17 protein-coding genes are annotated in these 25,325 nt (G+C 74.1%); 14 read left to right on the top strand and 3 right to left on the bottom strand.

Annotated features, from left to right (window positions below):
• Window positions 1-83: 83 nt before the first annotated feature.
• A complete protein-coding gene (locus ACFRMQ_RS16340) occupies window positions 84-2,867 on the bottom strand; it encodes a flippase-like domain-containing protein (protein WP_380731120.1) in 2,784 nt (927 codons plus the stop codon).
• 138 nt (window positions 2,868-3,005) lie between these two features.
• Here ACFRMQ_RS16340 and ACFRMQ_RS16335 point away from each other — a divergent pair, with 138 nt between their 5' ends.
• From ACFRMQ_RS16335 to ACFRMQ_RS16320, 4 genes are all read left to right on the top strand, one after another.
• Window positions 3,006-3,350, top strand: a complete 345-nt coding sequence (locus ACFRMQ_RS16335) for an MGMT family protein (protein ID WP_380731119.1) — start codon at window positions 3,006-3,008, stop codon at window positions 3,348-3,350.
• 110 nt (window positions 3,351-3,460) lie between these two features.
• Window positions 3,461-6,793, top strand: a complete 3,333-nt coding sequence (locus ACFRMQ_RS16330) for an ATP-dependent helicase (RefSeq protein ID WP_380731118.1) — start codon at window positions 3,461-3,463, stop codon at window positions 6,791-6,793.
• A 45-nt stretch (window positions 6,794-6,838) separates the two neighbouring features.
• A complete protein-coding gene (locus ACFRMQ_RS16325) occupies window positions 6,839-10,150 on the top strand; it encodes a UvrD-helicase domain-containing protein (RefSeq protein ID WP_380731117.1) in 3,312 nt (1,103 codons plus the stop codon).
• Window positions 10,151-10,342: 192 nt separating this feature from the next.
• Window positions 10,343-11,554, top strand: coding sequence for a PP2C family protein-serine/threonine phosphatase (locus ACFRMQ_RS16320; protein WP_380731116.1), 1,212 nt, complete (start codon window positions 10,343-10,345; stop codon window positions 11,552-11,554).
• Between the two features lie 28 nt (window positions 11,555-11,582).
• Here ACFRMQ_RS16320 and ACFRMQ_RS16315 read toward each other — a convergent pair whose 3' ends face one another.
• A complete protein-coding gene (locus ACFRMQ_RS16315) occupies window positions 11,583-12,554 on the bottom strand; it encodes an endonuclease/exonuclease/phosphatase family protein (protein WP_380731115.1) in 972 nt (323 codons plus the stop codon).
• Window positions 12,555-12,633: 79 nt separating this feature from the next.
• On the opposite strand from ACFRMQ_RS16315, the gene ACFRMQ_RS16310 reads away from it, so the two are divergent.
• From ACFRMQ_RS16310 to ACFRMQ_RS16285, 6 genes are all read left to right on the top strand, one after another.
• Window positions 12,634-13,260 carry a PadR family transcriptional regulator gene (locus ACFRMQ_RS16310; RefSeq protein ID WP_380731114.1) on the top strand — a complete coding sequence of 209 codons (627 nt, stop codon included), beginning with the start codon at window positions 12,634-12,636 and terminating at the stop codon, window positions 13,258-13,260.
• A gap of 67 nt (window positions 13,261-13,327) precedes the next feature.
• On the top strand, window positions 13,328-14,092 hold the full coding sequence (locus ACFRMQ_RS16305; RefSeq protein WP_380731113.1) for an ABC transporter ATP-binding protein: 765 nt from the start codon (window positions 13,328-13,330) through the stop codon (window positions 14,090-14,092).
• Window positions 14,089-16,959, top strand: a complete 2,871-nt coding sequence (locus ACFRMQ_RS16300) for an ABC transporter permease (protein ID WP_380731112.1) — start codon at window positions 14,089-14,091, stop codon at window positions 16,957-16,959. The genes ACFRMQ_RS16305 and ACFRMQ_RS16300 overlap by 4 nt, the downstream gene beginning before the upstream one ends.
• Window positions 16,960-17,218: 259 nt before the next feature.
• The gene (locus ACFRMQ_RS16295) at window positions 17,219-18,622 is read left to right on the top strand and encodes a dipeptidase (protein ID WP_380731111.1); all 1,404 of its coding nucleotides are present in this window, start codon (window positions 17,219-17,221) and stop codon (window positions 18,620-18,622) included.
• Between the two features lie 70 nt (window positions 18,623-18,692).
• The gene (nudC, locus tag ACFRMQ_RS16290; protein WP_380731110.1) at window positions 18,693-19,634 is read left to right on the top strand and encodes an NAD(+) diphosphatase; all 942 of its coding nucleotides are present in this window, start codon (window positions 18,693-18,695) and stop codon (window positions 19,632-19,634) included.
• 298 nt (window positions 19,635-19,932) lie between these two features.
• Window positions 19,933-20,772 (top strand): GntR family transcriptional regulator, encoded by an 840-nt coding sequence (locus ACFRMQ_RS16285; RefSeq protein ID WP_380731109.1) that lies wholly within the window; start codon window positions 19,933-19,935, stop codon window positions 20,770-20,772.
• 42 nt (window positions 20,773-20,814) lie between these two features.
• On the opposite strand, the gene ACFRMQ_RS16280 is transcribed toward ACFRMQ_RS16285, so the two are convergent.
• Window positions 20,815-21,072 (bottom strand): mycoredoxin, encoded by a 258-nt coding sequence (locus tag ACFRMQ_RS16280; protein ID WP_380731108.1) that lies wholly within the window; start codon window positions 21,070-21,072, stop codon window positions 20,815-20,817.
• 267 nt (window positions 21,073-21,339) lie between these two features.
• Here ACFRMQ_RS16280 and ACFRMQ_RS16275 point away from each other — a divergent pair, with 267 nt between their 5' ends.
• The 4 genes from ACFRMQ_RS16275 to ACFRMQ_RS16260 all read left to right on the top strand — a co-directional run bounded on the left by ACFRMQ_RS16275 (window position 21,340) and on the right by ACFRMQ_RS16260 (window position 25,157).
• Window positions 21,340-23,508 (top strand): ATP-dependent DNA helicase UvrD2, encoded by a 2,169-nt coding sequence (locus ACFRMQ_RS16275; protein ID WP_380731121.1) that lies wholly within the window; start codon window positions 21,340-21,342, stop codon window positions 23,506-23,508.
• Window positions 23,509-23,779: 271 nt separating this feature from the next.
• Window positions 23,780-24,226, top strand: coding sequence for a hypothetical protein (locus ACFRMQ_RS16270; protein WP_380731107.1), 447 nt, complete (start codon window positions 23,780-23,782; stop codon window positions 24,224-24,226).
• Window positions 24,227-24,393: 167 nt separating this feature from the next.
• Window positions 24,394-24,762, top strand: coding sequence for a WhiB family transcriptional regulator (locus tag ACFRMQ_RS16265; RefSeq protein ID WP_380731106.1), 369 nt, complete (start codon window positions 24,394-24,396; stop codon window positions 24,760-24,762).
• Window positions 24,763-24,833: 71 nt separating this feature from the next.
• A complete protein-coding gene (locus tag ACFRMQ_RS16260; RefSeq protein WP_380731105.1) occupies window positions 24,834-25,157 on the top strand; it encodes a hypothetical protein in 324 nt (107 codons plus the stop codon).
• Window positions 25,158-25,325 lie beyond the last annotated feature (168 nt).

Genomic DNA, 25,325 nt, shown 5'->3' with positions numbered 1-25,325 from the left:
GTCCTGGAAGACGGACACGGAAGGAGGGCCCGCCGCAACGGCGGGCCCTCCTTCGTCTGTCTTCCGGGGCTTGCGGACGGGGCTCAGAGGGCCTTCTTGCGCTGGAGCACGTTGTAGGAGATCCAGCCCGGCAGCACCGGCAGCCAGAAGGTGAGGGCCCGGTAGAGGAAGACGGCCGGGGTGGCGATGGTGGGGGAGACGTCCGCGACGGTCAGGGCGCCGATCAGGGCGACCTCGACCGGGCCGATGCCGCCGGGGGTGGGGATCGCCGAGCCGGCCGCGTTGGCGGTCAGGAAGACCACGGCGACGGCCGAGAAGCTGACGTCGCCGCCGAAGGCCTGCACCGAGAAGTCCAGGCAGGCGGTGAAGGAGAGGGTCAGCAGCAGGATGCCGCCGAAGCCGGTGACCAGCTTGCTGGGCGTCTGCATCAGGTCGAGCATCCGCGGCACCACGCCGAAGAACAGCGAGCGCAGCCGGCCCAGCACGAACCGGCGCAGCGGGGCGACGGCGGCCACCACGAGGGCGAGCACGGCGGCGGTGAGCACGCCGATGATCACCGCGCGGGAGGCGGAGAGGTCGCCGTTGGTCTGGCTGCCGGTGATCAGGCCGAAGCTGAACAGCAGCAGCAGGTGCCCGGCCAGGCCGGCCAGCTGGGAGGCGCCGACCGAGGCCACCGCCTGGCCGGAGCGGATGCCGGCCTTCTGGAGGTAGCGGGTGTTGAGCGCGATGCCGCCGATCGCGGCGGGGGCGACCAGCTTGACGAAGGAGCCGGCCAGCTGGGCGGCGACGGTGCGCCGGAACGGCAGCTTCTCCGGGACGAAACCGGTCAGGCTCATCGCGGCGGCGACGTAACTGAAGGCGGCGGCGAGCAGGGCGGCCGCGGCCCAGGCCCAGTTCATCTGGGAGAGCTTGAGCTGGGCCGGCTTGATGGTGGTCAGGGCCAGGTAGGCGGCGAAGGTGAGCGCGATCACCATGATCAGGCTCTTCGGCTTCAGCCGCTCCAGCTTGGCCGGGGCCATCGGGGCCTCGGGGGCGATCTGGAGGATCTGGCCGCGGATGCGGCTCAGCAGGTCCTCGCCGGCCGCCGCGATGTCCTCCTCGGCCTGTTCCTGGGTGCGCTCCCCGGCCGCGACCTGCTCCAGCGCCCGGGCCCGGGCGGCGGCCTTGCGCTCCTTGGTGAGCTTGGCCAGGTCGACCCTGGTGGAGCGGCTCATCCCGACCGGCTGGAGCAGCGGCAGAGCCTGGGCCACCCGCTCGGCGCCCAGCACGGCGTTGGCCGTGGCCACGGCCCGCTCCGGGCCGATCCGCAGCGCGAAGGTGGTGAGCAGCTGGGCGACGTCGATCCGCAGGGTCAGGTCGGTGGCGGCGATGTCGCCGCCGGAGAGGTTGACCAGGCAGGCGGTCCGCTCGTCCACCACCAGCAGTGACTCGCCGGTGAGCCGGCGGTGGGCGATCCGGCGCTCGTGCAGGGCGGCCACCGACTGCCAGATCGAGGCCATCACCGGGTCGGTGACCTCCTCGTCGGCCAGCTCGTCGAGGGTGCGGCCGTCGAGGTTCTCGTAGACCAGGATCGCGGCGTCCGGGCCGAGCTCGGAGGTGGCGACCAGCTGCGGCGCGCGGGCGCCCGAGGCGGCCGCCGCGTACGCGATCAGGGCCTCCTGCTCCAGGGCCTGGCGCAGTGACTGGGGGCTGCGGCGGACGGCCACCGAGCGCAGCCGCAGCCGCCGCCAGGCCCGGTAGAAGAAGCCGGAGGCCTGCTGCTCGCGGTCGATGATGTGCACGTCCAGCGGGGGGCCGCCCTGCTGGGTGACGTGGTAGCGGCGGGTGCCGCCGGGGGCGTCGGGGGCGCGGACGGCGCCGGCCGGGGTGAAGCCGACCTTGCGCAGGCCGATCATCAGGTGCTGGCCGGTGGGCCGGATGTTGGGGGAGCCGATCGCGTACAGCGTGCCGTAGGCGACGGACCAGCCGATCAGCACGGTGAGCAGCAGCGACATCGGGGTGGTGTAGCCGCCGAGCAGCTCGGTGACCCCGCTGAAGACCACCACCACCCACAGGGCGACCCGCCAGCGCGGTCTGCTCGACATGCCGACGGCGGTCATGTAGGCGATCACCGGGGCGAGGTAGCCGTGCACCGGATCGGTGAGGCTGCCGTTGCTGTCCAGCGGCAGCCTGGTCAGGGCGTCCCGGATGTGCGGGGAGGCGCCTTCGGCCACCCACCAGTCGATGCCGAGCGAGACGCCGTACGCCAGCACCGAGGCGAGCACGCCGTCGGCGACCCGCAGGCCGTCGCGTTTGATCAGCCGCTCGACGGCGAAGGCCAGCGGCACCGCGAGCACCGCGACGCTGGAGAGCAGGCCGGTGATGGTGGAGAACACCGCGGAGAAGTGCGGCGCGTTGGTGGCGATGTCCTGCTCGATGCCGGTGGTGGTCGAGGTGGCGATGCCGGCCAGGACGAAGACGGCGACGATGCCGAGGACACCGGCCAGGAAGCGGATCAGGTCGGACGGGCGGTGCGCGCGGGCGGCGAGCAGCGGCTCGTCGACGTCCAGGTGCGGGGCGTCGTCCAGCGGGTCGTGGTCGTCGCCGTGGAGCTCGGGCGCCTCGGCGGGCTCCGGGGCGGGAGGCTCCTGGGCGGGGGGTTCCGGGGCGGTGGGAGGCTCCTTCGCCGACGGCTCCGGGGCGGCGGGCTCCGGGGTGGGGGTCTTCGCGGGGGCGGGGGTCTTGATCATCCGGTCCTTGATCAGGGAGACTTCCGGCGTCGGCCCCGGTCCGGGCCGGCCTTCACCCTCGTCGCCGGGAGCCGGGGGCACGGCGGCGGCGGACTCGTCGGAGTCCTTGTCCACGCCCACGTCAGCCGTCCCGGTCATCTGGTCTTGTTGTCCTCGTATCACCACTCACCGCCCCGGAAGATGGTGGCATGCTCCGGCTCCCCGTGCGGGACAGGGGGCGGATCGGGCGCGGCGAATCGTTCGCACGGGGCCCCGGACGCGCCCCCGTGGGGAAGAATGCCCCAGGTGACGGACGCGACAGAGGACGGCCTCCCGGATGCCCTGCCACCCTTCGCCGAACTGGTGCTCGACCTGACCGAGCGGATTCCACCCGGCAGGGTGATGACCTACGGCGACGTCGCCGAGTACCTGGGCCAGGGCGGCCCCCGGCAGGTCGGCCGGGTGATGGCCCTGTACGGCGGCTCGGTGCCCTGGTGGCGGGTGATCCGCGCCGACGGCCGCCTGCTGCCCGGACACGAACAGCGCGCCCTCGCCCACTACGGCGAGGAGGGCACCCCGCTGCGCGAACTCGCCGACCCGGTCCGGGTCGACCTCACGCACGCCCGCTGGGACGGTGAGTGAGCGGAAACCGCCGCGCGGACCGGATTGACGGGGCAGGATCGTAGGCTCGATGCGGGCGGGCCTCTCGCGGGCCCGCCCAGCCATGCCTGTTCGACCCCGGGACCAAGTTCGTGACCTCCCCCTACCGGCTCGTGCGCAGCCCGCTCGTCCAGCCCGACCCGCCCGCGCTGGACGCCTACCAGCGCGCCGTGGTCGAACACCCCGGCGGACCACTGCTGGTCCTGGCCGGCCCCGGCACCGGCAAGACCACGACCCTCGTCGAAGCCGTCGCCCGGCGGATCGCCGACGGCACCGACCCCGAGCGGATCCTCGTCCTCACCTTCAGCCGCAAGGCCGCGATGGAACTGCGCGACCGGATGTCCGGCCGCCTCGGCAGCACCGCCGCCGCCCCGCAGGCCACCACCTTCCACTCCTTCTGCTACGCCCTGCTGCGCGCCCACCAGGACCCGGAGGACTACGCCGAACCGCTGCGGCTGCTCTCCGGCCCCGAACAGGACGTCATGGTCCGCGAACTGCTCGCCGGCGGCGCCGAGGACGCCAAACGGGGCCGGGGCCGGATCGCCTGGCCGCTGGACCTGCGGGCCTGCCTGACCACCCGCGGCTTCGCCGACGAGGTCCGCGCCGTCCTCGCCCGCAGCCGCGAGCTCGGCCTCGGCGAGGCCGAACTGGAACGCTTCGCCCACGGCGTCCAGCGCCCCGACTGGGCCGCCGCCGCCCACTTCCTGGCCGACTACCTCGACGTCCTCGACCTGCGCGGCGTCCTCGACTACGCCGAACTCGTCCACCGCGCCGTGCTGCTCGCCGAACGCCCCGAGGTCGGGCAGGAGCTGCGGCGCCGCTACGAGGTGGTCTTCGTCGACGAGTACCAGGACACCGACCCCTCCCAGGTCCGACTGCTGCGCCGGCTCGCCGGCGGCGGGGGCGACCTCGTCGCCGTCGGCGACCCGGACCAGTCGATCTACGCCTTCCGCGGCGCCGACATCAACGGCATCCTCGACTTCCCGCAGACCTTCCGGCAGGCCGACGGAACCCCCGCCGAGGTCAAGGTCCTGCGGGTCTCCCGCCGCTCCGGCGCCGTCCTGCTCGCCGCCTCCCGCGAAGTCGCCCGCCGGATGCCGATGGGCCGGCTGCCCGCCGACAAACTCGCCCAGCACCGCTCCCTGCTGCCCTCCCGCGAGGGCGGCCGGGTCGAGGTCTACACCTATCCGACCCCCGGCGCCGAACTCGACTCGATCGCCGACCTGCTGCGCCGCGCCCACCTGGAGGACGGCGTCCCCTGGGGCGAGATGGCCGTCCTGGTCCGGGCCGGCGCCCGCTCCATCCCCGGCGTGCGGCGGGCCCTGGGCGCCGCCGGCGTCCCGCTGGAGATCGACGGCGACGACCTGCCACTACGCGAGGAACCGGCCGTCGCCCACCTGCTGCTCGCCCTGCGGGTCTGCGCCCAACAGGCGTCCCAGCTCGCCGCCCGCGACAAGCAGGGCGACCCGGACGCCCCCGACCCGCTCACCACCGACCTGGCCCACGCCCTGCTCACCGGCCCGCTCGGCGGCCTCGACGGCTCCGACCTGCGCCGCCTCGGCCGCGCCCTGCGCGAGGAGGAACGCGCCGCGCTGCGCGCCGACGGCCGGGCGACCACCGCCCCCCGCCCGGCCGACGAACTCATCCGCGAGGCCCTCGCCGAACCCGAGCGGCTCGTCGCCCTCGACCCCGCGTACGCCCGCCGCGCCCGGGACCTCGGCACCCTGCTGCGCAAGGTCCGCGAGCTGCTGGCCGGCGGCTGCACCGCCGAGGAGGCGCTCTGGGAGCTCTGGGACGGCAGCCGCCGCTGGCGCGAACGCCTGGAACGGGCCGCCCTGCGCGGTGGCGCGGCCGGCCGCAACGCCGACCGCGACCTGGACGCGCTGTGCGCCCTGTTCGAGACCGCCGCCCGCGCCGAGGAACAGGTCACCGGCCACCGCAGCGCCCTCGACCTGCTCGCCGAACTCGAAGCCCAGGACATCGCCGCCGACACCCTCACCGTCCGCGCCGTCCGCCCCGAAGCCGTCCGGCTGATGACCGCCCACCGCTCCAAGGGCCTGGAGTGGCGCCTGGTCGTGGTGGCGGGCGTCCAGGACGGCCTCTGGCCCGATCTGCGCCGCCGCGGCTCCCTCCTCGAAGCCGACCGGATCGGCCGCGACGGCCTCGCCGAACCGCTCTCCCCGGGCGCCCTGCTCGGCGAGGAGCGCCGGCTGTTCTACGTCGCCGCCACCCGCGCCAAGGAACGGCTGATCGTCACCGCCGTGAAGGCCCCCGCCGACGACGGCGACGAACCCTCCCGCTTCCTGCGCGAGCTCTACCGCGAGGACGTCGACCCCGCCACCGGCAGGACCGTGCGCCGCACCCCGCCGGTCACCGTCGAGGACGTCACCCACCGCCCGCGCCGCCCGCTGTCCGTCGCCGCGCTGGTCGCCGAACTGCGCGCCGTCACCGTCGACCCCGCCCGCTCGCCCGAACTGCGCCGCGCCGCCGCCGAACGCCTCGCCACCCTCGCCGCCGCCACCGACGAGGACGGGCTGCCACTGGTGCCCGCCGCCCACCCCGAACGCTGGTGGGGCCTGGACGACCCGACCGCCGCCCCCGAACCGCTGCGCGGCGCCGACGCCCCCGTCCGGCTCTCCGGCAGCGGCCTGGAACAGCTGGAGAACTGCTCCCTCCAGTGGTTCCTGGACAAGGAGGTCAAGGCACGCGGCGCCGGCTCCGCCGCCCAGGGCTTCGGCAACGTGGTGCACGCCCTCGCCGACGAGGTCGGCTCCGGCCGCACCCCCGCCGACCTCGCCGTCCTGATGGAACGGCTGGACACCGTCTGGGACGCGCTGGCCTTCGACGCGCCCTGGAAGTCCCAGCAGGAGAGGACCGAGGCCCGCGCCGCCCTGGAGCGCTTCCTCAACTGGCACGTCCTGGAACGCGGCCGGGACCTGGTCGCCACCGAGCACGGCTTCGACGTCACCCTCGACGTCGGCGGCGTCCAGGTCCGCATCCGCGGCTCGATGGACCGGGTGGAGAAGGACAGCACCGGCCGCGCCTACGTCGTCGACTTCAAGACCGGCAAGCAGATACCCACCGACAAGTCGCTGCCCGAGCACAAGCAGCTCGCCGTCTACCAGCTCGCCGTCCGGGCCGGCGCCCTCAACGAGCTGCCCGGCTTCGACGGGACGGCACCGGACACCGGCGGCGCCGAACTCGTCCACCTGCGCGAGCCCGCCGCCAAGGCCGCCCAGGACGCCCCCAAGGTGCAGCGCCAGGAGCCGCCCGAGGGCGAGCCGTGGATCGAGAACCTGCTCGCCGACGCGGCCGGGAAGGTCCTCGCCGAACGCTTCGTCCCGCAGACCGGCGGCGGCTGCGACCGCTGCTCCTTCCGCCGCAGCTGCTCCGCCCAGCGCGACGGTGCGCAACTGGTGGAGTGAGGCCGGCGGGCGGGGATTGTCCGTCGCTCCGGTTACCGTTGCGTGGTGACCGCCGTGCTCAGCCATCCCGACCAGCTCAAGGAGCTGCTGGGGATCCCGTTCAACCGGGAGCAGATGGCGGCCATCGGCGCCCCCCTGGAGCCGGCCGTGATCGTGGCCGGCGCCGGCTCCGGCAAGACCACCGTGATGGCCGCCCGGGTCGTCTGGCTGGTCGGCTCCGGCGCGGTACGGCCCGAGGAGGTGCTCGGCCTCACCTTCACCAACAAGGCCGCCGGCGAACTCGCCGAACGCGTCCGCGCCGCCCTGCGGGTCTGCGGGCTGGGGGTCCCCCCGGCCGAAGGCTGGGGGCGCGTCGGCGACCGGGACGCCGCCGAACCGGTCGGCGACCCGGAGATCTCCACCTACCACGCCTTCGCCGGCCGCCTGCTCAAGGAGCACGGCCTGCGGATCGGCATCGAACCGGACGTGCGGCTGCTCGCCGACGCCACCCGCTTCCAGCTCGCCGCCAAGGTGCTGCGCACCGCCCGCGGCCCGTTCCCCGCGCTCACCGGCACCTTCGCCAACCTGGTCGCCGACCTGACCGCGCTGGACGGCGAACTCGCCGAGCACCTCGTCGAACCGCAGACCCTGCGCGACTTCGACGAACGACTGCTGGACACCCTCGCCACCGTCAAGCTCACCAACGACGACCTGCGGGCCGTCCCGGCCACCGCCCGGGCCCGGCTGGAGCTGCTGCGCCTGGTCGAGGACTACCGGCGGCGCAAGAGCTCCGCCGGGCTGATGGACTTCGGCGACCAGATCGCCGCCGCCGCCCGCCTGGCCCAGCAGCGCCCCGAGGTCGGCGAGCTGCTGCGCGGCCAGTTCAAGGTGGTGCTGCTGGACGAGTACCAGGACACCTCGGTCGCCCAGCGGCTGATGCTGGCCGGCCTCTTCGGCGCCGGACCGGAGGACGCCCCCGCCGACGGCGCCGGACCCGACGGCGCCCCCGCCGGCGGCGCCCGCACCGGCGGCCACCCGGTGACCGCCGTCGGCGACCCCTGCCAGGCGATCTACGGCTGGCGCGGCGCCTCCGTCGCCAACCTCGACGACTTCCCCCGGCACTTCCCCAAGGCCGACGGCCGCCCCGCCGACCGCTACGCGCTCAGCGAGAACCGCCGCAGCGGCGGCCGCCTGCTCGCCTTCGCCAACGAGCTCGCCGCCCCGCTGCGGGAGATGCACGAGGGCGTCGAGGCGCTGCGCCCGGCCCCCGGCGCCGAACAGGACGGCTTCGTCCGGGCGGCGCTGCTGCCCACCCACGCCGAGGAGATCGACTGGCTGGCCGACTCGATCGCCCACCTGGTGCGCACCGGCACCGCGCCCGGCCGGATCGCCGTGCTGTGCCGCGGCGGCGCGGCCTTCCCGGACATCCACGCCGCGCTGGTCGCCCGGGAGGTGCCGGTCGAGGTGGTGGGCCTCGGCGGGCTGCTGCAACTGCCCGAGGTGGCCGACCTGGTGGCGGTCTGCGAGGTGCTGCAGGACCCGACCGCCAACGCCGCGCTGGTGCGCCTGCTGATCGGCCCGCGCTGGCGGATCGGCCCGCGGGACCTCGCGCTGCTCGGCCGCCGGGCCGCCGACCTGGTCCGGACCGACCGCGGCGGGGACGTCGAGGCGCTGGCCGCGGCCGTCGCCGAGGCCGACCCGACCGAGGTGGTCTCGCTGGCCGACGCGGTGGAGACCTTCCTGACATCCCCGACCGGTGAGGAGCGCGACCAGCCCGACGACCTGCCGTTCTCCGCCGAGGCCAGGGTGCGCCTCGCCCGGCTCGCCGCCGAACTGCGCGAGCTGCGCCGCTCGCTCGCCGACCCGCTGATGGACGTGCTGCACCGGGTGCTGTCCGTCACCGGCCTGGAGGTCGAACTCGCCGCCTCCCCGCGCGCCCTGGCCGCCCGGCGGCGGGAGACCCTGCACGCCTTCCTGGACGTCGCCGCCTCCTTCGCCGACCTCGACGGGGACCCGGGCCTGGCCGCCTTCCTGGGCTTCCTGCGCGCCGCCCAGGAGTACGAGCGCGGCCTGGACAGCAGCCTGCCCGGCGGCGAGGACACCGTGAAGGTGCTGACCGCGCACAAGTCCAAGGGCCTGGAGTGGGACGTGGTGGCCGTCCCCGGCCTGGTGCGGGGCGCGTTCCCGTCGTCCAGCCCGCGCGAACGCTGGACGAGCACCAAGCGCGTGCTCCCGCACGCCCTGCGCGGCGACTCCGGAACCCTGCCCGACGTGCGCGGCGGGTGGACCGGGAAGTCGATGACGGCGTTCCGCAAGGAGCTGGCCGAGCACTCCGGCACCGAGGAACTGCGCCTGGGCTACGTGGCGTTCACCCGGCCCCGCTCGCTGCTGCTGGCCTCCGGGCACTGGTGGGGCCCGAGCCAGAAGACCGTTCGCGGCCCGTCCGCCTTCCTGGAGGCGCTGCGCGAGCACTGCGAGCGGCCCGGCGCGGGCGAGGTCGAGCACTGGGCCGAGCAGCCGGAGAAGGGCGCCGAGAACCCGGCGCTGGCCGCCCCGGTCGAACGCCCCTGGCCGCTGCCGCTGGACCCGGCGGCCCAGCACGCCCGCCGCCGGGTCGCCGAGGTGGTGCGCGCCCGTCTCGCCGGGGCACCGGCCGCCGAGCCCGAGGAGATGGCCCCCGAGGACCAGCGCCAGGTGGCCTCCTGGGACCGCGATCTGACCGCGCTGCTGGGCGAGTTGGAGCGTTCCCGGCGCACCGCCCGGGAGGTGCCGCTGCCCGCCGCGCTCTCCGCCACCCAGCTGCTGCGGCTGGCCGCAGACCCGGACGGCTTCGCCCACGACCTGGCCCGTCCGGTGCCGCGGCCCCCGCAGCCCGCGGCCCGGCGCGGAACCCGTTTCCACGCCTGGGTGCAGTCCCGGATCGAGCCGCTGCTGCTGGTCGAGCCCGGCGCGCTGCCCGGCGCCGACGACGACGGCATCGAGGACGAGCGGGATCTGGAGCGGCTCAAGGAGGCGTTCCTGCGCACCCCGTACGCCCAGCGCAAGCCCCACCGGGTGGAGGCGCCGTTCCAGCTGGTGCTGGCGGGCCGGGTGGTGCGGGGGCGCATCGACGCGGTCTACCGGGAAGATGACGGGTTGTCGGAATCCGGTGGTGGGTCACGCTACGAAGTGGTGGACTGGAAGACCCACCGGGAGGAGACCGCCGACCCGTTGCAGCTCGCGGTCTACCGGCTGGCCTGGGCCGAGCACGTGGGCGTCGACCCCGAGCAGGTCACCGCCTCGTTCCTGTACGTCCGCAGCGGCCGGATCGTGCGTCCGGCAGGACTTCCCGCCCGAAAAGAGTTGGAACGGCTTCTGATCGGGAACAGTGACTATTGAGTCACGCAGAGCATCCAAGTCATCACGCCAGTGCCCGAAACCTGTGCGTCATGCACGTTTCGCGCCTATTGTGGGGTCGGTAACCGGTCAACCCCCGAGCTCCGGCCGCCAGCGAGGCCCGCATTCCCTAACCCTCAGTCATCACCGCAGGTGCCCCCTGGGCATCGGCGTCTTCTGCTGGAGAGACCGAAGTTGAGCGCGACCGGATGGATCAGAGAGCGCTTCACCGGGCCGACCCCGGGCCCCGCTCCGCGCGCGACCGGCACCTGGCCGAGGACGGCGCTGGCGCTGCCGTTCATCGGCATGGTGCTGATCGTCGCCCTCGACTACCTCAGTGGCACCGAGGTGACCGTCGAACCGGCCCTCACCGCCGTCCCCGCGCTGGCCGCCGTGGTCAGCCGCCGCACCTGGTACCCGCTCGCCATCGGCCTCGGCACCGAGGCCGCCGCCTTCCTGATGGCCTTCCGCAGTGACACCCTCGACGAGTCCGTGCACGTCGCCAGCGTCTTCGCGATCCTGCTCGTGGCCACGATCGGCTGGGTCAGCGCCACCCTGAGACTGCGCCAGGAACGGGCCCTGGCCGACGCCCAGCTCGTCGCCTCGATCGCCCGCCGGGTCCTGCTGCGGCCCGTCCCCGAACGCGTCGGCACCGTCCGGGCGGCCGTCCACTACGAGGCCGCCGCCGCCCACGCCCGGATCGGCGGAGACCTCTACGAAGTGGTCAACACCCGGCACGGGGTCCGGGCCGTGATCGGCGACGTCCGCGGCAAGGGGCTCGGCGCGGTGGAGACCGCGGCCGCCGTGCTCGGCGCCTTCCGCGAAGCCGCCCACCAGGAACCCTCCCTCGACCGAGTGGCCGGCTGGCTGGCCGACAGCCTCGACCGCGCCCTGCACGAGAACGACCACCCCGGCGTGGAGGAGGAGTTCGTCACCCTGGCGCTGATCGGCGTCCGCCCCGACGGCACCGCGGAGATCGTCAACTGCGGCCACCCCGCCCCGCTGCTGCTGCGCGGCGGCGACGTCCACCCGCTCGAACTCGCCGAGACCGTACCGCCGCTGGGCGTCCTCGACCCGGCCGACGTCCGCCCGCCGGTGCACCGGATCCTGCTCCAGGGCGAGGACCGGGTCCTGCTGTTCACCGACGGGGTGATCGAGGCCCGCAACCGCGCCGGCGTCTTCTACCCGCTCGCCGAACGCTTCCCGCGCTGCGCCGACGGCCGCCCGGCCGACGTCCTGCAGCGCCTGCACGAGGACGTGGTGCGCCACGTCGGACGCCAGCTCGGCGACGACGCGGCCATGCTGCTCCTCCAGTTCGACCCGCCACCCGCCCTCGGCGCGGGCGGCGACCGGCTCGTGAACTCCGTCCAACTCCCGCACCAGGCCGGTGTCCTGACCCGCCGATAGGTCCAGGACCCGACAGCGCCGAAGGGCGCTACAGGGACACCTCGACCAGCAGCGGCCGGTGGTCCGACACCGCCGCGCGCGGCGCCGCCGCCGGGCCCACCGCCGCGCGCGGCACCCCGATCGCCAGCACGTGGTCGAACTGCACCGCCGGCCGGTGCGAGGGATAGGTCGGGGTGCGCGCCAGGTCGTACCAGCCCTGGAGCCGGGCGCGCGGCTCGCGCACCCGGCGCCGGCGCGGTTCGGCCAGCACCGGCCGGGCCCGCCGGGCCGCGCGCAGCTCGCGCACCCGCGCCCTCGGCGCGCCGCGCTCCAGCGCCGTCGCCCCGCCGAGCACCGTGCGCGGCACCGCGCCGACCAGGTTGAAATCGCCCAGCACCAGGTACGGCCGCGGCAGGTCGGCGATCCAGCGCCGGATGCCGGCCAGCTGCGCCATGTTCCAGCCGGGCACGAAGGACAGGTGCGCCGCCACCACGGTGAACGGGCCGCGCTCGCCCTCCAGGACGGCCGCCAGCGCGGCCCGGGGCTCGTCCGGCACCGGCGTCAGCCCGCGCCGCCCGGCCACCCGCAGCGGCAGCCCGAACGGCGCCGGGGCGAACCGCCGGGCCCGCCAGTGCCGCACCGGAAGCCTCGTCAGCAGGGCCGTCCCGTACGAGGGCGGGGCGCCGTCGCCCACCTCGCCCGGTCCGTACACCCGCAGGCCGCTCGGCGCGCCGGGTTCCGGCATCCAGCCGGCCACCGGCGCCGGGCGGCCGTGCAGCGCCGCGGCGAAGCGCCAGTTCCCGGCGCCCATCGCCGCGGCCGCCACCGCCGCCTGGTCGGTGCCGCCCGAGCGCGACTGGTGCCGGTCCACCTCCTGGAGCGCCAGCACGTCGGCGTCCAGGGCGGCCACCGCCTCGGCCAGCGGGCCGCCGGCGTCCGGTGGGTAGGGCCGCGGGGCGCCGTCCGGGGCGAGCGGCTGGCCGTGCAACAGGTTGAAGGTGGCGATGCGCAACTGGCTCACACCGCATGACGGTACCCGGTCGCCGGGGGAGGGGGGCCCGGCTTGAGACGGAGGTGCATACCGGGTATACATACTCGGTATGTCCATCCGTCACGGTCTGCTCGCCCTGCTCGACCAGGGCCCGCGCTACGGCTACCAGCTGCGCACCGAGTTCGAGGCGCGCACCGGCGCCACCTGGCCGCTCAACGTCGGGCAGGTCTACACCACACTGTCGCGACTGGAACGCGACGGACTGGTCGAGGCTGCGGGGGAGGACGACGAAGGCCACCAGTTCTACGCCGTGACCGACGCCGGCCGCGCCGAACTGCGGAACTGGTTCGACACCCCGGTGCCCCGGACCAACCCCCCGCGCGACGAACTGGCGATCAAGCTCGCCATGGCGGTGACCGTCCCCGGAGTGGACGTCTCCGCCGTCGTCCAGGGCCAGCGCCGGCACAGCATCAAAGCGCTCCAGGACTACACCCGGCTCAAGGGCCGCGCCCTCGCGGGCGAGTCCGACCCCGGTGTCACGCCCTCCGAGAGCAACGACCTCGCCTGGCTGCTCGTCCTCGACCAACTGATCTTCCAGACCGAAGCGGAGATCCGCTGGCTCGACCACTGCGAGACCCGGCTCGCCCAGCAGGCCGAACTCCGGCAGGCCCGCACCGCCGAGGCCGCCCGCGACGGCGCCGCGCCCGCCAAGCGCGGCCGCCGCCTGCGCGCCTGAACCCCGGCACCCGAACCACCAGGCCCGGTCCCGACCCCGGGCCCACACCCAGCACAAGGGGGGAACCATGTCCCACACCGAACCGTCCAGGCAGACGCCGGTGCTCCACCTGGAGAACGTCACCCGCGTCCACGGCCACGGCGCCGCCGAGGTCCAAGCCCTGCGCGGCATCGACCTCAAGGTCCACCCCGGCGAGTTCGTCGCCGTCATGGGCCCCTCCGGCTCCGGCAAGTCGACCCTGCTCACCCTGGCCGGCGGCCTGGACACCCCGAGCGGCGGCCGGGTCCTGGTCGAGGGCGTCGCCCTCGGCGACCTCACCCGCAAGAAACTCGCCCAGGTCCGCCGCCGCTCCGTCGGCTACGTCTTCCAGGACTACAACCTGATACCGGCGCTCACCGCCGCCGAGAACATCTCGCTGCCCCGCGAACTCGACGGGCTGTCCACCCGCGCCGCCCGCCGCGAAGCGCTCGCCGCCCTCCAGGAACTCGGCATCCCCGAACTCGCCGACCGCTTCCCCGACGACATGTCCGGCGGCCAGCAACAGCGCGTCGCCATCGCCCGCGCCCTGATCGGCGACCGCCGCCTGGTCCTCGCCGACGAACCCACCGGCGCCCTCGACTCCACCACCGGCGAAGCCGTCCTCGCCGTGCTGCGCGCCCGCTGCGACGCCGGCGCCGCCGCCATGATGGTCACCCACGAGGCCCGGCACGCCGCCTGGGCCGACCGCGTCGTCTTCCTGCGCGACGGCCGCATGGTCGACGAGTCCACCAGCCAGGACGCCGCCAGCCTGCTCGTCAGTGCCGCCGGCAACAGCCTGAAGGTGGACGAGTGAAGCTCAGCGCCTGGCGGGTCGCCCTGCGCATCGCCCGCCGCGACGCCCTGCGCGCCAAGGGCCGCAGCGCCCTCGTCATCGCCATGGTCGCGCTGCCCGTCCTCGGCGTCACCGGCGCCGACGTCGTCTTCCGCAGCGCCGAACTCACCACCACCGAACGCACCGTACGGCTCATGGGCCAAGCGGCCGGCGAACTCCACATGGTCGAACGCGGCTCCTCCGTCACCCAGGCCCCCGACCCCGACAACGGATTCAGCCTCAAGGACCCCAAGGAAGACGCCAAGAACGGCGAAGCCCCCAAGTACACCCCCGCGCAACGGCGCGCCCTCGACACCCCGCCCGCCGACCTGGCCCGCGGGCTGCTCCCGGCCGGCGCCGTCCTGGTCCCCGAACTCTCCGGCCCCTACACCGCCGCGAGCAGCACCGAAGGCCTGCTCAACGCCCGGGTCAGCGAAGCCGACCTCACCGACCCGGTCTGGCGGGGCCGGATCGACCTGGTCAAGGGCCGCGCCCCCGCCGCCGACACCGAAGCCGCCGTCACCCGGGACTTCCTCAAGCGCTCCGGGCTCAAGATCGGCGACAAGACCGCCGTCCGAGGCCTGGAAGCCAGCCCCTTCACCATCACCGGCGTCTACGAGTACCCCGGCGAACTGAGCGCCACCGAGATCACCGCCCGCCCCGGCACCCTGCTCGGCCGGCTCCCCAAGCCGTCGAACGGCTCCGCCGGCACCGCGAAGGGCGGCGACGAGCCCAGCCGCTGGCTGGTCAAGCTCCCGGCCGGCGCCACCATCGACTGGCCGAAGGTCAAGGAACTCAACGAGCACGGCTTCCAGGTCACCTCACGCGCCGTCCTCGCGAACCCGCCCGCCCGCGCCGACGTCCCCTACTACGCCGAGCTGCGGCAGCGCGGCGGTCCGTCGACCAACTACTTCGACCGGACCGACATCGTCGCCCTCGCCACCGTCGCCGGCATGGCGCTGCTGGAGATCGTCCTCCTGGCCGGCCCCGCCTTCGCCGTCGGCGCCCGCCGCTCCCGCCGCCAGCTCGGACTGCTCGCCGCCGCCGGCGGAGAACGCGCCAACGTCCGCGCCGTCGTCCTCGGCGGAGGCATCGTCCTCGGCCTGACCGGCGCCGCCGTCGGCCTCGGCCTCGGCATCGGCCTGGTCGCCCTGCTGCGCACCAACGCCGAGGAGTCCGCGGGCCAGCGCTTCGGCCACTTCGCCCTGCCGCCGCTCGACCTGCTCGGCATCCTCCTGGTCGGCCTCGCCACCGGACTGCTGGCCGCCGTCGTGCCCGCCGTCCAGGCCTCCCGCCAGGACGTCGTCGCCGCGCTCACCGGCCGTGACACCCTCAAGCCGCCCAGCCGCAAGCTCGCCCTCGTCGGCCTGCTGATGCTCGTCGTCGGCGCGGCCCTCGCCCTGTACGGGGCCACCAGCGGCATCGGCAACAGGAGCTTCGCCGTCCTCGGCGGCTCCGCCGTCGCCGAACTCGGCATGGTCGCCCTCGTGCCCTACCTGGTCGGACTGTTCGGCCGACTCGGCGGCCTGCTCCCGCTCGGCCCCCGGCTCGCCCTGCGCGACTCGGTCCGCCACCGCGGCCGCACCGCGCCCGCCGTCGCCGCCGTGATGGCCGCCGTCGCCGGCTCCGTCGCCGTCAGCGTCTACGTGGCCAGCAACGACGAGCAGCAGCGCCGCGACTACGCACCCTCCGGCCCGGCCGGCGCCGTCATGCTCGGCAACGGCTGGATGGACGGCCCCGACGGCAAGATGCTGCCGCAGATGCGCGAGGCCGTCGAACGCAGCATCCCCGAACTCGGCCAGCGCGCCGACGTCCACCGCGTCGACCCCACGGCCGACTGCGTCGAAGGCGCCTTCTGCGGCTACATCAGCGTCGAACTGCCCAAGGAACAGCGCTGCCCCGTCTTCGACGCGGACGACAACTCCTCGCCCGAGGAGCGCGAGCGGATCGTGCGCGAGGACAAGCGCTGCCGGATCACCAACCAACGGGGCATCCGCTTCCCCACGCTGTCGGCCGGCGACGCGAGCCTGCTGCGCAACCTCTACGGCGCCACCGACCAGGGCTCCGCCCAGGGCCTCGCCGCCGGCAAGGCCGTGGTCTTCGACCCGCGCTACGTCAAGGACGGCAAGGTCATCCTCCAGGTGACCCTCCCCTCCGCCCAGTCCCCGTCCTCGCCCGCGCAGGGCAAGCCCGCCCGCACCGAGATCACCGTGGACGCGGTGGTCGCCGACGCCACCGTGCCGGCCGCGGCCATGGCCATGATCAGCCACGACACCGCCGCCCGGCTCGGTTTCCACACCGTCCCGGCCGGCTCGGTCTGGCTGCCCGCGGCCGCGCCCACCGACAAGGCCCAGCAGAAGGCCGCCGGCGCACTGGACAAACTCAGCAGCCACGACGTGCTGGAGGTCGAACGCGGCTACCAGAGCCGGACCGACCTGATCCAGCTCGGCCTGAACGTCTTCGCCGCGCTCGTCGCCCTCGGCGCGGCCGGCATCGCCACCGGACTGGCCGCCGCCGACTCCCAGCGCGACCTGACCACCCTCGCGGCGGTCGGCGCCGAACCCCGCATCAGGCGCTCGCTGTCCGGCTTCCAGTGCGGCGTGATCGCCGCCATGGGCGCTCTGCTCGGCGTGGTCAGCGGCCTGGTGCCCGGAGTGGCGCTGCGCAAGGTCCAGGCCGCGGCGGGCGGCCACCCCGGAATGAGCGCCAAGGAGATCGCCAACAGTACGATCCTGGTCTTCCCGTGGCCCGTCATCGCCGCCACCGTGGTGCTGCTGCCGCTCCTCGCGGCCGCCCTCGCGGCCCTGATGACCCGCTCCCGGATCACCCTGCTGCGCCGCTCGGGCTGAGGCCCGCGCCGGGTTCCGTCCCGGGGCCCGCACCCGCGTCCCGTACCCGGCTCCGCCGCTCGTCCGCCGCTCGTCCGCCACCCCCGTCCGCCGTTCCCGGCGGCGGGGGTGGCGGGCTTCCGGGGACGACGGGGCGCGGGAGCGATGGGGCTCGCGGGGGCGACGGGGGAGCGGGGGTGACGGAGGTTACAGCCCCGACGGGGCCCGGCAGCCGGACGGCCGGGGCGGGCAGGCGCACCGGCGAACTACAGTCGTCGGTATGACGAAAACCCCGGACAGCGCCGTCCGCTCCTACATCGCCCAGCACCAGGCCGCTTTCCTCGCCGACCTCTCCGAGTGGCTCACCATCCCCTCGGTCTCCGCCGACCCGGCCCGGTCCGGCGACGTGCGGCGCTCGGCCGAGTGGCTCGCCGCCAAGCTGCGCGAGACCGGCTTCCCGGTGGCCGAGGTGTGGGAGACCGACGGGCTTCCGGCGGTGTTCGCCGAGTGGCCCTCCGGGGACCCGGCCGCGCCGACCGTCCTGGTCTACGGGCACCACGACGTGCAGCCCGCGGCGAAGGAGGACGGCTGGGAGACCGAGCCGTTCACCCCGACCGTGGTCGACGGCCGGCTGTACGCGCGCGGCGCCGCCGACGACAAGGGCCAGGTGTTCTTCCACACCCTGGGCGTGCGCGCCCACCTGGCCGCCACCGGCCGCACCTCGCCGGCCGTCAACCTCAAGCTGCTGATCGAGGGCGAGGAGGAGTCCGGCTCGCCGCACTTCGCCGACCTGGTCCGGCGCGAGGCCGGGCGGCTGGCCTCCGACGTGGTCGTCATCTCGGACACCGGCATGTGGTCCGCGACCACACCGACCGTCTGCACCGGCATGCGCGGCCTGGCCGACGCCCAGGTCGACCTGTACGGGCCGGACACCGACATCCACTCCGGCTCCTTCGGCGGTGCCGTCCCCAACCCGGCCCAGGTCGCGGCCGAGATGGCCGCCGCCCTGCACGACGGCGACCGCAAGGTCGCGATCCCGGGCTTCTACGACGGCGTCATCGAACTGACCGAGCGTGAGCGCGAGCTGTTCGCCGAGCTGCCCTTCGACGAGGAGCAGTGGCTGAAGGTCGCCAAGTCGTACGGCACCCGCGGCGAGGCCGGCTACTCCACCCTGGAGCGGATCTGGGCCCGTCCGACCGCGGAGGTCAACGGCATCTGGGGCGGCTACACCGGCCCCGGCGGCAAGACCATCGTCCCCGCCTCGGCGCACCTCAAGCTGTCCTTCCGGCTGGTCGCCGGGCAGGAGGTGGAGAAGGTCCGCGACGCCGTCCGCGCCTGGGTGGCCGAGCAGGTGCCCGAGGGCGTCCGGTACGAGCTGGTCTTCCCGGGCGCGACCCGGCCCTGCCTGACCCCGCTGGACCACCCGGCGCTCCAGTCCACCGTCCGCGCGATGGGACGGGCCTTCGAGCAGAAGATCCTCTTCACCCGCGAGGGCGGTTCCGGCCCCGCCGCCGACCTCCAGGACGTGCTGGGCGCGCCGGTGCTGTTCCTCGGCATCTCGGTGCCCTCGGACGGCTGGCACTCGGTCAACGAGAAGGTCGAGCTGGACCTGCTGGCCAAGGGTGTGGAGACCGCCGCGTACCTCTGGGGCGACCTGGCCGAGAACTTCCGGCCGGGGGCATGAGCCCCGCCGAGCGCACCATGGCAGCCAGATCACTCATCCGGATGATTCACCACATGGGGATGGAACAGACGTGAGCACCGTGCCTGAGACCGAGCGCCCGCTGCACCTGGCACTGGCCCGGTCCGGGGTGGACCGGGCGGCCGAGCACCGCTTCGACGAGCCCTGGCTGGCGGCCGCCTGGAGCCACCCGAACACCAGGGTCCTGCCGATCGCCGGCGGCGAGGCGTTCGTGGTCGACACCGCGCAGGGCACCGAACTCGTGCTGCTGCCCTCCTTCGAGGCGCCGCAGACCGGGGACCGGTACTTCCTGGGCACCGACGAGGACGGCGTCTCCTACTTCGCGCTGGCCGGCGAGAGCCTGCCCGGGCGCCTCGACGGCGACGCCCGTCCGGCCGGGCTGCGCGAGGTCGGCGGGCTGCTGTCCGACCGGGACGCCGGGCTGCTGGTGCACGCGGTGGCGCTGGAGCACTGGCACCGGCTGCACAGCTTCTGCTCGCGCTGCGGGCACCCGACCGAGAAGGCCGGCGCCGGGCACGTGCGGCGCTGCACCTCCTGCGCGGCCGAGCACTACCCGCGCACCGACCCGGCGGTGATCATGGTGATCACCGACGAGCAGGACCGCTGCCTGCTCGGCCGCCAGGCGCTGTGGCCGGAGGGCCGCTGGTCGACGCTGGCCGGCTTCGTCGAGCCGGGGGAGTCGATCGAGCAGGCGGTGGCCCGCGAGGTGCACGAGGAGGCGGGCGTCCGGGTCGGCGAGGTGCACTACGTCGCCAGTCAGCCCTGGCCGTTCCCGTCCAGCCTGATGCTCGGCTTCCAGGGCAGGGCGCTGCCCGGCGGCACCGAGATCACCGTGGACGGCGAGGAGCTGGCCGAGGCGCGCTGGTTCTCCCGCGAGGAGCTGCGGGCCGGGATGGAGGCGGGGGAGATCCTGCCGCCGTCGGGCATCTCGATCGCCCGGCACCTGGTCGAGCTCTGGTACGGGGAGCCGCTGCCCTCGGCGGCGCGCTGGTAGTCCAGCCGTTCGCTAGTCCCGCCGTTCGCTAGTCCCGCCGTTCGGCAGTCCCGCCGTTCGGCAGTCCCGCGGGAAAGGGGCCCTCGTGAAGGGTCCTGCACGGGGGCGCGTGGTCAATTCCATGCGCCCCCTTTTCCCTTTCCGAGCCCTTCCGGAATTCCCCACTCCCGTCTGTTCGTGTTCGGACGGGCCAGTTCTGCTACCGGGTAGCGGGTCCGGGGGCGCGCGACCAACCCGCACGGACGATATTGCCGGAAACGGCTGAAACCCCCTCGCCGCGCTCGCTACATTCACCAGGGTGACAATCCCCCGGGGCACCGCCCAATCCCCCAAATACCAGCGCCTCGCCGCCGACCTGCGCCGACGGATCGCCGAAGGCGAGTTCACCGCCGACGCCGCCCTGCCGGTCGAGAGCGAACTGGAGCGCCAGTACGGCGTCGCCCGCAACACCGTCCGGCTCGCCGTCGACGTCCTGGTCAACGAAGGCCGCCTGGTCCGCCTCCAGGGCAAGGGCACCTACCTGCGCGAGCACCCCGTCCTGGACCACCACGCCTACGGGCCCACCCTGCCCCCGGCCCCCCGCGACTGCCTCGCCGCACCCTCCGCCGCCTACCTCGGCGAGGCCGCCGAAGCCGGGCGGGAACTCAGCACCGACTTCGAGATGATGATCGTCCGGGCCCGGGTGGACATCGCCGAACGGCTCGGACTGCGCCCCGGTGAGGCCATCGTCGTCCGCCGCCAGCTGCGCCTGCTCGACCGCGAGCCGTACTCCATCGAGGAGAGCCACTACCGGGCCGGCCTCGCCGCCGGCACCCCGCTGATGGAACCCGACCCCGTCGACGGCGGCGACGAGGCGGTGCTCGCCACCCTCGGACGCACCGAGATCGGCGCCGTCGACCACCTGGTCGCGCGCATGCCGGGCCCCGAGGAGGCCCAGTGGTTCCAGGGCGGCCCCGGCGTGCCGCTCATGGTGCAGACCCGCGTCACCTACGACCGGCGCGGGCCCGTCCGGGTCATCGAGACCCGCTACTCGGCCGACCGCAGCCGGCTCGTCTACGGCATCGGCGACCTCGGCGCCCGCACCAGCCTGCCCGCCCCCGCCGCGCCCGTCGACCCGGCCCGGGCCGACGCGCCATGACGCGCGCCGGCTCCGGACGGACCCGGACCCGGCCCAGCGGACTCAGGCCGCCAGGGCCTTCTTGACCTGGATCAGGCTCGGGTTGGTCATCACGACCCGCTCGCCACCGCTCGCCGGCGTCACCAGCACCGTCGGAACGGTCTGGTTGCCGTTGTTCACCGACTCGACGAAGGACGCCGACGCAGGGTCCTCCTCGATGTTGATCTCGGTGTAGCCGATGCCTTCACGGTCCAGCTGGCTCTTGAGGCGGTTGCAGTACCCACACCAGGTCGTGCTGTACATCGTCACGGTGCCGGACATCGAGGGGGCTCCTTCGGAAAGAGGGGTGCGTACGGTCACCGGAGGGAACGCCCGCCGGGCGGCGGACATTCCGGCGCGCCATCGACCGTCGCGCGGAGTGATCATCCTGCGATCACACCAGGCCTGTGGACAACTCCGCCCGGGTTGTCCCACCGGACTGAGAGGATGGAACGCATGCAGGAAGACCTCTTGAGCGGCAGCCCCCACGACGGCACCCACGCCGGCTCCCCCTGGGCCGACCCCGGCACCGCCACGGGCCCCGACGCCGTGCTCGCCGGGCTCGACCCCGAACAGCGCGCCGTCGCCACCGCCCTGCACGGCCCCGTCTGCGTCCTTGCCGGCGCCGGCACCGGCAAGACCCGCGCCATCACCCACCGGATCGCCTACGGCGTGCGCAGCGGCGTCTACCACCCCCAGCAGGTCCTCGCCGTCACCTTCACCGCCCGCGCCGCAGGCGAGATGCGCGGCCGGCTGCGCCAGCTCGGCGCCGACGGCGTCCAGGCCCGCACCTTCCACGCCGCCGCCCTGCGCCAGCTCCAGTACTTCTGGCCGCGCGCCGTCGGCGGCCCCGTCCCCCAACTCCTCGAACGCAAGGTCCAACTGGTCGCCGAAGCCGCCGGCCGCTGCGGCCTGCGCGTCCAGCGCACCGAACTGCGCGACCTCACCGCCGAGATCGAATGGGCCAAGGTCACCCAGCTCGCCCCCGAGGACTACCCCGCCGCCGTCGCCAAGTCCGGCCGCGACGCCCCCCGCGACCCGGCCGAGACCGCCCAGGTCTACCGCGTCTACGAGGAGACCAAGACCCGCCGCGGCAGCATCGACTTCGAGGACGTCCTGCTGCTCACCGCCGCGATCCTGGAGGACCGCCCCGACATCGCCGACCAGGTCCGCTCCCAGTACCGGCACTTCACCGTCGACGAGTACCAGGACGTCTCCCCCCTCCAGCAGCGCCTGCTCGACCAGTGGACCGGCCCCGACGGCGGCGCCAGCCTGTGCGTCGTCGGCGACGCCAGCCAGACCATCTACTCCTTCACCGGCGCCACCCCCGCCTACCTGCTCGACTTCCGCGGCCGCCACCCCCAGGCCACGGTCGTCAAACTGGTCCGCGACTACCGCTCCACCCCCCAGGTCGTCCACCTCGCCAACGGACTGCTCGCCCAGGCCCGCGGCGAGGCCGCCCGGCACCGCCTCGAACTGGTCTCCCAGCGCGAAGCCGGCCCCGAACCCGTCTACACCGAGTACGAGGACGAGCCCACCGAGGCCGAGACCACCGCCCGCCGGATCAAGGAACTGCTCGCCACCGGGGTGCGCGCCAGCGAGATCGCCGTGCTGTTCCGCACCAACGGCCAGTCCGAGGTCTACGAACAGGCCCTCGCCGACCTCGGCGTCCCGTACCAGCTCAAGGGCGCGGAACGGTTCTTCGAACGCCCCGAGGTCCGCGACGCCGGCGTCCTGCTGCGCGGCGCCGCCCGGGCCGGCTCCGACCCGCTCACCGACGACGCCCCCGACCTGGCCGGCCAGGTCCGCGCCGTCCTCGCCGCCCGCGGCTTCACCCCCGAACCGCCGACCGGCTCCGGCGCCGTCCGCGACCGCTGGGAATCGCTCGCCGCCCTCGTCCGGCTGGCCGAGGAGTTCGAGCGCACCCGCGCCGCGGCCGGCCAGGGCACCGACCTCGCCGCCTACGTCGCCGAACTCGACGCCCGCGCCGCCGCCCAGCACGCCCCCGCCGTCGAAGGCGTCACCCTCGCCTCGCTGCACGCCGCCAAGGGCCTCGAATGGGACGCCGTCTTCCTGGTCGGCCTCACCGAGGGCACCCTGCCGATCATCTACGCCAAGACCGACGAACAGATCGAGGAGGAACGCCGCCTCCTCTACGTCGGCGTCACCCGCGCCCGCAAGCACCTCACCCTCTCCTGGGCCCTTTCCCGCTCCCCGGGCGGCCGCGCCTCCCGCAAGCCCAGCCGCTTCCTGGACGGGCTGCGCCCCGGCTCCGCCGTGCCGGGCGCACGCGCCGGCGCGCGGGGCGGGCGAGGGGGCGTCGAGCCCGGCGAGCGCTCCGCCGCGCGACGGGTCCGCGGACCGGTCAAGTGCCGGGTCTGCGAGAAGGTGCTCACCGAGGCCGTCGAACGCAAGCTGCGCCGCTGCGAGAGCTGCCCGTCCACGATGGACGAGGGGCTGTACGAGCGGATGCGCGAATGGCGGGCCCGGCAGGCGAAGAAGCAGGGCGTGCCCGCCTACGTGGTGTTCACCGACGCCACGCTGATGGCGATCGCCGAGGACGTGCCCGCCAACCGCCAGGAGCTGGCCGTCATCTCCGGGGTCGGAGCGATGAAGCTGGACAAGTACGGGGCCGACGTGCTCTCGTTGTGCGCGGGGGAGGAACCCGAAGAGGATCCGGACGACGTCGAGGACGGCGGTCCGGTCGATCCGGCCTGAGCCGGTCCGGGTGCGGTCCGGGGGACCGCTCGGGTGGCTTCGGAACCCGTCGTGTGACGTGCCGAAGAACTCGCGTGAAAAATAGTTTGCGCCGCGTACCGGGAGCGCAATAGCCTGCCGGAGCGGTCAAGGGGACGAGGTCGCACGGGGTGAAACCTGTGCCGATACCCCTCGCCCGAGAGCTTTACCGAGACAGACATCCGAACATTCGGAGCCAGGGAGACCAGGCTCCGCGAGACGCCGAGAGGAGGCGAAGACAGTGGGAAACATCATGATCACCAAAATGACTGGCCAGACCGTTGTCGCTGCCTCCCTGCGCGCCGCCCGTCTGCGGGCGCTCGCCGAACTCGGTGGAACCGGTCTGGGTCTCGACACCACGGGTGTCCGCGTCGTCTCCGCTGTCAGTGGCCTTGGTCAGACTGACCTGTGCTGCACGGGCAGTGGAAGCGTCGAGGGGACCTCTGTCGAGACCGGTCTGTCCCGTGATTGGGCGTCGGTCGGCACGTCGCGTCCCGTGCGCGACGAGCGACCGACCCAGGCACCGAAGGCAGCAGTAGCCGCCGCCATGCATGGCGGCTATGCGCGGGTCATCGGTGCCGGAAACGCCCCGAAGCAGAACGAGCAGCAGATTAACCAGGCCATGGCCGCCTTTACGGGCGCCAAGGCCATCCGGATGCAGGCCTCCCGCGGCCCTGAACCCTGGAGAGAACGAACCTGAGCACCCTCAGGTCGGCACCTCCAGGGCCGCGGAACCCGTCACACCGGGATCCGCGGCCCTTCTGTTTTGTCCGGTACGCAAGACCACCCAGGCCCTCCGGGGCCTCCGGCCCAGCACCACCAGTCACCTGGGCCGGAACCACTGAGAAGACGAGGAAGACGCCCACAGTGTCCACGGTCATCACACCGCCCACCCCGTCCGTACCGCCGACAAGCCAGATCACCCAGGCCGACCAGGCCGACCCTCCGGAGGTTCTTTCCATGCAGCTCAGCTCGATCGAGCAGGCCGAGTCCCTCGGTCTCCCCATCCCGTGCCGCGCCTTCGACCCCGAGGTCTTCTTCGCCGAGACGCCCGCCGACGTCGAGTACGCGAAGTCCCTCTGCGGCACCTGCCCGGTGAAGGACGCCTGCCTGGCCGGCGCCCTGGAGCGGCGTGAGCCGTGGGGCGTCTGGGGTGGCGAGCTGTTCGTCCAGGGCGTCGTCGTGGCCCGCAAGCGTCCCCGTGGCCGTCCGCGCAAGACCGAGGTCATGGCGTGAACCCCGCCCACGAGGCCAGGACCGTCCGTCGGGGAGAGCAGCCCCCGCTGGACAGCGTCCTCCGCCGATCCGTGCGGATCGCCGCCGCCAAGGCCGACGCCGCAGCCAGCATCCCGTTCCCGAGCAAGCACCACGAGCAGGACCACGACATGAACCCCTCCGCCGTCGATCCCACCGCCCGCGCAGAGCAGGCCACCGAACGTCAGACCCAGAACAGGATCCTCGAAATGCAACTCCTCCACGAATCCCTGGCCCGTGCCCATATGCAAGACAGGATGCACGAGGCCGAGAACCAACGCGTCGTCGGCCGGGTAGCCCGTGCCCGCAAGCTCAAGCAGCGGGCCGAGCGGGCCTCGCTGCGGGCGCGCAAGGCGCTCGCCGTGGCGCTGATGTAAGGCGCCCGGCCCGGGGGCGTGTCCCGTGGCCGCCCCCTCCGGACTCCGGTCCGACCCCCGTCGTGGCGCAGTCCCCGCCCCACACGGGGGGTCCGGCCTGCGGTGGTCGGGAAGCTTGTCGTTGTGGGGTTGTTGGGTGTTGGGGTGTGGGGGGGGTAGGGGGGCCGT

Source organism: Kitasatospora sp. NPDC056783 (assembly GCF_042789895.1).
Lineage (GTDB): Bacteria > Actinomycetota > Actinomycetes > Streptomycetales > Streptomycetaceae > Kitasatospora.
Note: the sequence above shows the minus strand (reverse complement) of the source record. Positions and strands in the feature narration are given on the sequence as shown.

Coding starts and splice junctions, on each gene's coding strand:
- ACFRMQ_RS16270 (WP_380731107.1), top strand. CDS start 23,780: ATGATCACCAAAATGACTGGCCAGACCGTTGTCGCTGCCTCCCTGCGC.
- ACFRMQ_RS16340 (WP_380731120.1), bottom strand. CDS start 2,867: ATGACCGGGACGGCTGACGTGGGCGTGGACAAGGACTCCGACGAGTCC.
- ACFRMQ_RS16295 (WP_380731111.1), top strand. CDS start 17,219: ATGACGAAAACCCCGGACAGCGCCGTCCGCTCCTACATCGCCCAGCAC.
- ACFRMQ_RS16335 (WP_380731119.1), top strand. CDS start 3,006: ATGCCCCAGGTGACGGACGCGACAGAGGACGGCCTCCCGGATGCCCTG.
- ACFRMQ_RS16310 (WP_380731114.1), top strand. CDS start 12,634: ATGTCCATCCGTCACGGTCTGCTCGCCCTGCTCGACCAGGGCCCGCGC.
- ACFRMQ_RS16305 (WP_380731113.1), top strand. CDS start 13,328: ATGTCCCACACCGAACCGTCCAGGCAGACGCCGGTGCTCCACCTGGAG.
- ACFRMQ_RS16280 (WP_380731108.1), bottom strand. CDS start 21,072: ATGTCCGGCACCGTGACGATGTACAGCACGACCTGGTGTGGGTACTGC.